The organism is Paraburkholderia sp. NMBU_R16, from assembly GCF_013282575.1.
GTDB lineage: Bacteria > Pseudomonadota > Gammaproteobacteria > Burkholderiales > Burkholderiaceae > Trinickia.
The window spans coordinates 1-9090 of sequence record NZ_JAAAYE010000097.1 but is presented as its reverse complement, the minus strand read 5'-3'; the positions used below and the strand labels follow the sequence as shown (position 1 = coordinate 9090).

General features: G+C 58.3%; 5 protein-coding genes. All 5 read right to left on the bottom strand.

Features of this window, described 5'->3' with window-relative positions:
* Positions 1-78: 78 nt before the first annotated feature.
* Positions 79-453, bottom strand: a complete 375-nt coding sequence (locus GWC77_RS26040) for a S9 family peptidase (protein WP_173261818.1) — start codon at positions 451-453, stop codon at positions 79-81.
* A 721-nt stretch (positions 454-1174) separates the two neighbouring features.
* Positions 1175-2095, bottom strand: coding sequence for a metal ABC transporter solute-binding protein (locus GWC77_RS26035; protein ID WP_173261815.1), 921 nt, complete (start codon positions 2093-2095; stop codon positions 1175-1177).
* Between the two features lie 333 nt (positions 2096-2428).
* Positions 2429-4468: a hypothetical protein gene (locus GWC77_RS26030; protein WP_173261813.1), complete on the bottom strand. Its 2040-nt coding sequence runs from the start codon at positions 4466-4468 to the stop codon at positions 2429-2431.
* A 569-nt stretch (positions 4469-5037) separates the two neighbouring features.
* On the bottom strand, positions 5038-6438 hold the full coding sequence (locus tag GWC77_RS26025) for a hypothetical protein (RefSeq protein WP_173261810.1): 1401 nt from the start codon (positions 6436-6438) through the stop codon (positions 5038-5040).
* A gap of 600 nt (positions 6439-7038) precedes the next feature.
* Positions 7039-8079 carry a hypothetical protein gene (locus GWC77_RS26020; protein WP_173261807.1) on the bottom strand — a complete coding sequence of 347 codons (1041 nt, stop codon included), beginning with the start codon at positions 8077-8079 and terminating at the stop codon, positions 7039-7041.
* Between the last annotated feature and the right edge of the window lie 1011 nt (positions 8080-9090).

The window sequence follows — 9090 nt, the reverse complement described above, 5'->3', positions numbered from 1 at the left end:
CGGTGGTCTCGCTCGACTCGCAATTGGGAATTGAAGGACGAGGTCTGGCTCAATCCGGAGCGTGCGCCCCGAGCCGAATTAAAGCAGTGCGCATGATGCGACGCGACAACTACGTTGACAAACACCGATATTGAGCGCGTCTACGTCAAGCAGCACTTCCCATGTCGGCTGAGCCTTGCGATAGTCGCCGAAGGTCGTGCGCCTCCATACGCCCCGCGGGTGCTGCTCATCCTGCCAGAAGTTGTACAGTTGCTCGCCGCAGCGGGAAAAATGAGGAATGCGCTCCTTGGAATTCAGCAAGCTTAGCAAGCTAGCGCGCGTCGGCTCATAGTTTTGTTCGGCCCTGAGTTCACGAAGCGTGATGGCATTACGCTTTTGTACCCATTCAAGAGCGCGATTGCTTTCGATTTCTTCGAGCCAGGCGTAAGGATCTGGCAGGCTCGCTTGCGTCATTCGGAGATTCTTGGCGTGGACTGCGCGGCTTGAACCGTTCAAAGAGGAAGGTACTGAATTCGCACGTCGCCGTCCTAAACCCGAGAGCGCATGCAAAGGCTGAGTCTGACCGCGGGTATTTAAAGGTATCTCAAACTGCGTCCGTGCGCTTGAACGCGTCGAGTCCGTGTTTGAAAAATCAGACGAAAAATTGTCCTCGCTGCATGAGGTCAATGACGACCAAAGCATATATGTGACCTAAAATTCATCAATCGATTATTAATGCACAGACTTTGGTCGAGCGCTCTGGATTTTCTAGGCTACAATTTGTCCCATTACCGAAACATTCCGACTGCGAAGAATTGATCTCTTGTCCGTATCGAGTCGGAAGCGACGCTTCGGAGCGAAGCGGGACACGTGTTGCCGGGATCGGTCACATTAGCGTTGGATGTCGCCACGCCAGCAGCGCGCCAGCCTCAGCGAACGCAGTCCTTAACGGATCCACTTCGTGACTGGTGCGCCTCTTGTCCGGCGAAAATGCTCGTTTTGGACGCCGCCGGCATCATGTAAGTCTGTCCAAGCGCAATAACTCGACATGAATTCGGCGTGCCTGAAATTCGAGGCTGAGGTGATCCTGTCTGCGACGCAGCCGCACGTGTCGATTGCGTCGGTGGCTTTGCATTAGCGGACCGCCACACTGTTTGCGCCGCGCTGGCCGGGCAATATCGTGTAGCGGCCGTGTTCATTGACTTCTACGCTCGAGTGCGGCGGAAAGCCCGTCGAGCTGCGCGAGCATCCATTGCTGGAAGGTCATACCGGCGGGCTCGGTCTCGGTGACGCTGACGCTCGGCACGCCCGAGCTTTTCGCAAGCTCGAGCATGCGTTTGGTCAGTGCTTCGGTCGCCTGGCTGTTGTAAATCAGGACGCGCACGCGCTTTTCGCGTAAGTCGCGCTCGAATGCGGCCACGTCAGAAGCGCTAGGCTCGGTATCGTTCATCACGGCCAGTTGGAAACGCGCGTTGCGCATGTCGAATCCTATTGCATCTGCCATATAACCAAACACGGGCTCGGTAGCCGTAGCTGGCTGGCCCTTGTACCGTTCGCGCAGTGCGACAACTTTGTGGCCGATCGGCTCGAGCGAGCTCAGGAATTTCGCAAGATTTGCGTCGTAGTCGTCCTTGTGAGCCGGATCGGCCGCAACGAGTGCGACGCTCACGGCATGTGCTACTGCAGGCATCGTTGCGGGATCGTACCAAAGATGCGGATTGTCGCCGCTTTTCTTGCCGAGCAGCTTCGCCGCGACGATCGTCACGCGCTTGCCGTTCTTGGAGGCCGTGAGCAGCTTGTCCATCCACGGGTCGTAATCGACGCCGTTGTAGACGACCAGACTCGCGCGTTGCAAGGCGCGCGCTGTGTTCGGGCTCGCCTCGAAGAGGTGGGGATCCTGGTCCGGATTGTTGAGGATGCTGATCACGTCGACGTGCGTGCCGCCCAGCTGCTTGACGACGTCGCCATAAAAATTTTCGGCCGCGACGACGGGAATGCGCGGGGTCTGTGCAAGCGCCGAACTCGCGAACACGAGGGTCGCGGCGCCGGCCGCGACGAGCCTCGTGAGTTTCAGCCTACGGTGTACGAGACCTTCGATCGATTCTATGACTTTCATTGCATTCTCCGGCGTTCTGTTGTGGGAGGCCTTCTTCGCGGATGTAGTGGTCCATTGCGTGCAGGCGTTTGCTCGTGGTTCTCGAGCGCAAGTAGCGACCTCCGCAACGTCCGGCACGGGATTCCATCCGCAATCGAGGTGAATTGATATGATATAACATATCCAGACCTGATTGATATGTTATATCATAGCAATCTCATGAAAGCACGGTTCTCAACGCAACGGATATAGAGAGGGGCAAAGCATGGCGAGACGGAATCGAACAACGCCGCCGTCCGAAAAAACCATTAGAACGGGCACTGGTTGCACAACTGACAATGCCCTATCGCCAAACTACCTGCGCAGCTCAGTCCCCACAGCCGTCGCCGCACCGGCGAAGGTCGAGGCCATGCCGGCATAGTGGTGCCACTCCAGCTTATGGCCAAGTCGGAAAACCATAAAGGCGTTGCTGAGCGCCATCCGTAAAGCCTCCATCATGAGCCGATCGGTAGTGACCGACGGAATGGCATTCAGCGGCGCGTTGGGGACCTGGCCCTTCAACTTACTGCCCATTTCGGCCAACGTGGTCGAGATCGTGAGCGGCACGAATTCAATCGGCAAGAATCGGATGTTACGTCCCCAGTCTTTGGCGAACTTGACGACCTGGTTGTCGTTCTCGTTGTCGAGCCCCATCTTTAAAAAACGCATCAAACGTCCATCCCCGGGCTTCGCGCCGCCCAAGAACTGACCCAGGTTGGCGAGGTTCTGCCCGATGGACGATGTCAGGCCCGCGATCGCAGCACGGTTGTTGACGTTCGATAGCCACTTGTTGCCGGTGGGCGGTCCAATGAAGGTCAGCAGCAAGCCGACTGAGCCCAGGCCAATCATGCCGCGTAGGAACGCAGTATCGTGCGGCGTGAGATTCTCCGACGCATTGGTCACCGCCTCTTCCATCTTCCCGGCATCTCGGAAAACCGCCTCGATCTTGTCCCGCAGTTCGTCGTTCGGGGCTAGGCCGTCGCGCACATCGAACGCCGCGGCCCGGATCGAATCGAGGTCTCGCCTGAATTGCGCGACCTGCGCCTCATGATCCTGAGGCGGTACCGGCCGCAGCAGCGCCTGACCGGTCGCGTCGCGGAGGGCGTCCATCGCCGCCGCCTCTGCGGCTTCGTGCGCCGATCCTGCCGGAGACGCGAGCGCCTTATGCACGCCGGACACGGTTTTGAAGGCGCGGGTGATCTGCGTCCGCATCGTCGGGACGTGACGCGTCAGCAAGTCATCAATCAAGGCACTCACATCGCTCTTTCCGCCGGCGCCCTGCGTGACTGGCCCGCGCCCCTCTTCCAGGTCCCTGCCAGACACTTCCGCCTGCGGAGACCGTCCTTGTGCCTGTTTACGCTGGGTCGCCCTCAGCTCTTCTGTATCGACGAGGTCGAGGCCCCCTTCGGGCCCATCGTTGCCGTTTCGCAGATAGTCGATAGCGCTGAGGATCGGCTTGTTCAGCGCGCCCGTCTGCAGCACGCCGCCTAGCCCGACCAGCCCGAAGCCGGCGATCTGCCCGGGTGAGGGCGCTGCCTGCCCGCTCGCGGAGTTAGTGCCGAATTGCCCGGCGAGGGTAATGCCTTGGTCGACGGCTTGCCCGAAGCCTTGGATCGTTTTGAGATCTCCGCCCGCATTGACCCAGCGCCGCGGCCCATCAGTGCCCGGGACATACTCACCGACCCCTGCGAGCAAAAGGGATAGCAGGAGACGTTGCGTGATCAGCACGGCTGTCTTGGCGGTGGTCTCGAAAGCATCAGCCTCGCCCGGAAGGATTGCTTCCACCCCGTACCAGGCACCAAACTTCAACACCATCGCGAAGGCGACCTCTGCGACGGCGATAGCTTTCTGCACGGGATCGGACCTCAGCCATTCTCCCCAAGTACGATTCTTCGCGGTGTCGGCCTGATGCATCACGAACTTCTTCAGATGTTCGCGCAATTGGTCCAGGTCCCGCTTTTGCAACCGCATCATGCCTATGCAATACTGGATCTCGTCAAGGCTCCGGATCTGGGTATCGGGCAGGATTGGACAATCCGGCTTGTTCAACTCCTCCTTCACCCTGGCATAAATCCGGCCGACGCTGCGCAGCGAATGCGTCAGCGTCCCACACAGATCGTCCAGGCTGTGCAACACTGCCTGCATCTCTTTATGGCTGAGGCGCGCGATATGCCCGGCCGGCATATTCTGCAGTTCGATCTCGGAGACTGTGCCGACGGTCGCGCCTGTGGGGAGCGACGTCATAAACGCAGTAGAGGAGCGCCTCCGGTCGAGGAGCGGCAAGGCCCCGCGCGGACTGTTGCCCCCTACCGAGTTTCTCCCGTCTGAAGAGCACTCGATATCGTCCTTCGACATAGAACCGGTCTTCTCGTCTCTGCGTGTAGGCAACGACGCTAAGCGCGGGTCGCGCTGTCCCTGAGCCCGCGCGAGCGCAGTTGAGGTCGTCGTTCCCAATACGCCCTGAACGTCGCTTTCGTGCTCACGGAAGGGGGGCTCGGTTTCGGCCGCGTCGGGGCGGCCGAAACCGACGGAGGTTGAATGTATGACAGGCATGGTCGTTAGGTTCGTTAGGCGGGGGAATGTGAGGGCAAATCGCCCCCGGTTCCCGTGAGACCAATTTGTTTGAGTCCAGCCGCCTTTGCGAATTCTGATCGCGGCGCCGCCCGCCGCGAGGCGATGATGGAAGACGGGACGCAATATGCGAAGACTCAGCACGCAAATCGACGTTGCGGAAACGCCGCGTTACGCACTGACGTCAATGCCTTTTGAAATGGGGCCCATTGGCTCGACGTGGACGACCGACGATATCCGTGCTCACCACCGCGCGTGGCTCGGCAATCCGTGCGTTGATATCGAAGCGACTTTGGAGATCTGAGGCAAGCGCGCTCGCGCTAACACATCGGCACTGTGAAGCAGAATCGGTTCTAACGGCGCCTGAGCACGCTCGCGAACGCGCGCACTTGACCGCCGTCTGGCTTACCGGTGTCGTCCGCCGCATCCTGCTTCATGGCTTCTGTTGTGGCGCCGAGCGGCCGGTCGGCATCCATCGCGATGGCGTGCTCGAGCTTGCGCGCGATAATGCCGTGAATTGTTGCTGCCGCCTCGCCGCGGCGCATGCCGATGTCACGCATCAAGTCATATGCTATACGCAGGTTTTCATCGCGCTTAATCAGCGATGCCAGCATTTTGTCTTTTTGCCGGCGCGATGAGCCGGCGCGATGAACTGTGCGATGGAAGGCCTCGAGCTTTCCGAATTCGCTCCTGGCGAACTGCTTGACATGATAATCGACCACAGCGCACGCGTGCTCGGCCGCGAGTTGCGCCCGTCTGCCCTTCTCCAAAGATGATTTTTGATGGTCGATCATTGCACCCTTGAATACAACACGAAACGTCTGCCGGTCAGCAGCGATCCTTGCATCATCCCTCATAGCCGCGTGAACGATGTCAATACCGGCCTCGGGGGTATCGTCGGGAATATCGCAATCTTTGAGGTCGAGCCGGCGCGTTAAAAACCCCTCATCGATATCCCGTTGCTTCTCATCGCGCATTCGCTGTTTAAAACCGCGTACGCTTGCAGCTACATCGAATGCGTTGATAAGACCGATCGAGAGGCCAGCCTTCTTTGCCGCCATCACCGTCGCACCCGATGATGCGGCGGCCACGCCATGGGTCGCGCCGACCAGTAGACCGGCCGACGCCATGCCCAGTGTATTGCGCAATATCTCGTACTTCGCACGGTGGCACCGTTTGGCAGCCACCTCGTCTTTGATGTAGGCCGTCAAAAAAACGTTTTTGGCATTTGCAATCTCGTCCGAATGCTCAGGGTTGTCGCTCGCGGCGAGCTTCGCTACCTTGTCCATGTCGTACCGGTACCGGCCATTCTTGCCCTTTGTCAGAATCAGCGTCGCAAGTTCAGGTTTGGCCTTGAAACGTCTGACATCCGCGTTTAGCATCAAATCGAGCTGACGGCCATAGCGCCTGCGTTTGATTGCCGATGCCAATAGAGCATGGCCGTTGAGCCCGCCTCCGATACCCTCCTGCGCAAAACTGGCTGACAAACCAGCAACTGAGAGATCGGTAGCGGCTGGCGGCTGCACCGTAAGAGCGGCTGCGTTGAACAAGTTTGGGAAAGGACGAATCGAGTTGGCTTTGATCGCGGTGAATCCCGGCTTATCGCGTACGAAAGGCTGGCCTGTCTGCTTGTTCCGCGGTGGCACTATAAAACCAGGATTCTGATTCGTCAGATCCGCTGGCACCGTCGGTACGACCACGCCGAGATGCGGTATATCCCAGAAATCTCGTGGAAAATCGATCTCGACCGACAAGGGCCGTGCTTCGAGTGAGCACGGCGGCGCCTTTTTGTTGGGCCATGACGGCACCTGCCGGCTTGCACTGGCAATCGTCGACAATCTGTTCAAAACTCTCGTGCTGCTCTCAGGGGAAGCGACAAATGTACTAGCTCGCGACGAGCCAAATCCCACAACGGTAGTACCGTTTAGGGTGCTGCTTGGCGTGGCGTACCCAGACAAATCCGCGGCGCTCGGCTTTCGTGATGGGCCCATAGTGCCGCTAGGCGATTCAGTACCCGTTCCCCAACCCACCACTCGCTCCCGCCGCGGCAACCCTGTGAACAGTGCGTTTTCCGGCACATTGGGTATGCGCGCGCTGCCCGCCGTAGAGCGGCCTCGCACGGGGGGCGTCGCCGTCAGCGGCCCCGAAATAAATCGATTGAATGGTTGTTGCAGGATTCGCGAAAACATCGAGCGCCCAAGGATGTGCATGCCTTCTGTTTGAGACCACCCCTCCACGCGATGATGGGAATCTGAAGAAATTGCATCCCGGTGACGGGGTATGTCAAATGACGCTGATCGCTCGGAGAAAGAACGTCGCCCCGCGACGTCGATCATCCCGCCTGGCAATCGCCATCAACGAAACAGTTCGGCACTCGCTTTCTCCAACGTCGATTTCTCCGACTTGGTTTTCTCCGATTTGGTTTTCTCCGGCCGGGTTTTCTTCAGCTTGGCTTTCTCCGGCCTGGCACTCTCCTGCCTGGCTTGCTCCAGCCGGGCTTGCTCCAGCCGGGCTTTCATTTGGTCGAATCCCCTGTTAACGGTATTAAAAGCATCCACCACCATTTCTACCACTTCATTCGCGTTCCTGACGAAGTTGTTAGCTTGACGGAACTTTTGCATCAGTGACATATATTGCTTTTGCGCATCTCGCTCAGCATTCTCGATTTGATTCGCTATTTCACGATGAACCGTGCGTGAAATATTATGTCGCATACTATTAATTCTATTAGATATCTTCGCTAGCACACGAGCTTGCTCAGGAAAGACCTTACGCCAAATCGGGTTTTTGCGAGACTGTGGTTGTGCACCAACGATTGGACCGAGCGTCTGCTCATACGACGCAGCGCGCATCGGCCCCAATCGCGCGAGCGATGCTGGCGGCATAGACTTTGTCGATGCGCCCGTCCGCCGCGGCGGCAATGGCGGAGATGCTTCCCGCGGCGGCAAGGCAAGCGACACCGGTCCCGCCAAGCCATTAGAGCGCCGCGGTGGCAACGGCGGTGGGGCTCGTCGCGTGGGTGGCGCGGGCGTCGCAGATACATTTGTTGGCGTCCCCAGACGTCGTAGGGCTGGCCGACGCTGCAGCGAGCTTGGCGACGTTGGCAACTCTGCCCGCCCTGGCACCGATTTCTCAAAGGATCGTTTCGAGGGTTTAAGGCTTTCGGCAATGGCCGCTTTCAGCGCGCTTTCATTCGCCTTATTAATGGCGTCGGATTTGATCTTCAACCCGGCACGCATCAGCACGCTCAGTTGTGCTTGTCTCGGTGTTAGAACCGATTCATTTTCAGGTTTAAGGCTTTCTGAAACAGTCACTTCCAGTGCGCTTTGATTTTCCTCCTTAATAGCCTCTTTAATGTTTTCGGTTTTGAGTCGCAACCCGCTACGCATCAACATGCTCAGCTCCGCTCGTCTCGGGGTTAGCAAACCGCTGCCATCGATTCGGTCCGCCTTGGCTCTTGACCGCAATCCATCGATAGGAGAGCTCGACTGGCCACGATGCGAATTCGTGGCTGGAGTTTTTGCGGTTTTCTGCGTTCGCCCATCGCGCGGCTGATCATCCGAAACCGGGATAGTGGATAACGTTCGGGATGCTCTCATTTGCCGCTCCGCATCTGGCATACACGCTCGAATCTGGCGCGCGGATGATCCGCGCGCGTCATTGCTAGAATGACCGCGTTGCGCATGGCAACGAGACAAAGCGCGAAGACCTGCTGAAGACCGCGAAGGTATCAAGAACTTCGCGGGTACGGGCACCGGCGCGCACCAGGTGACGCTGTACGAACAGCACGGCTTTGCGGCTGCATCCGCTTTCACAGCGACAGGTCTATACTGCGTGTTTGTACTCGGCGAGGTAGAGGGCAAAACAAGATCGTAACGCCCCTGCATTTGCGCTTTTGCTGGACGCACGGAGTCATTCAAGACTCGCTAAAATCTCGCAGCATTACCGAACTCCGGAATCGGGGACGCCGTGGCGGCATGAGAGCCGGCAGGCTGCAGCACCGGCGGCATCGGCGAATTCTGGTCACCGCCCTCAACCTCAGTTGCTATACAGCGTCCCGCATTCATGTGTTGCTCAAGAGAACGATGCGAAGAACGTCTGCACAACGCGACGATGGAGGCCATTTATCGACACTCTTACAGATTCGTGCGTCCATCCCTAAACACGCGATGACCTGGTTTTACGTTATCGGTCATTGAATCGCCCCGGATTTGGTGGAGGCTCCAACTCTTGAGAGAATGGAGCTATGAACAAGTCGAACAAGTTTTCTGCTGAGGTCTGGGGGTGACCCGTTTCCGAGGACGGTTAAGCAGTTGAATTTCGACCGGGCTGATGTCCTCCAGGTTGAGTGGTTGTGCGAGTTGTCCACGGTCGGTCGGCGGGTCGCCTATCACGACCACGACGCC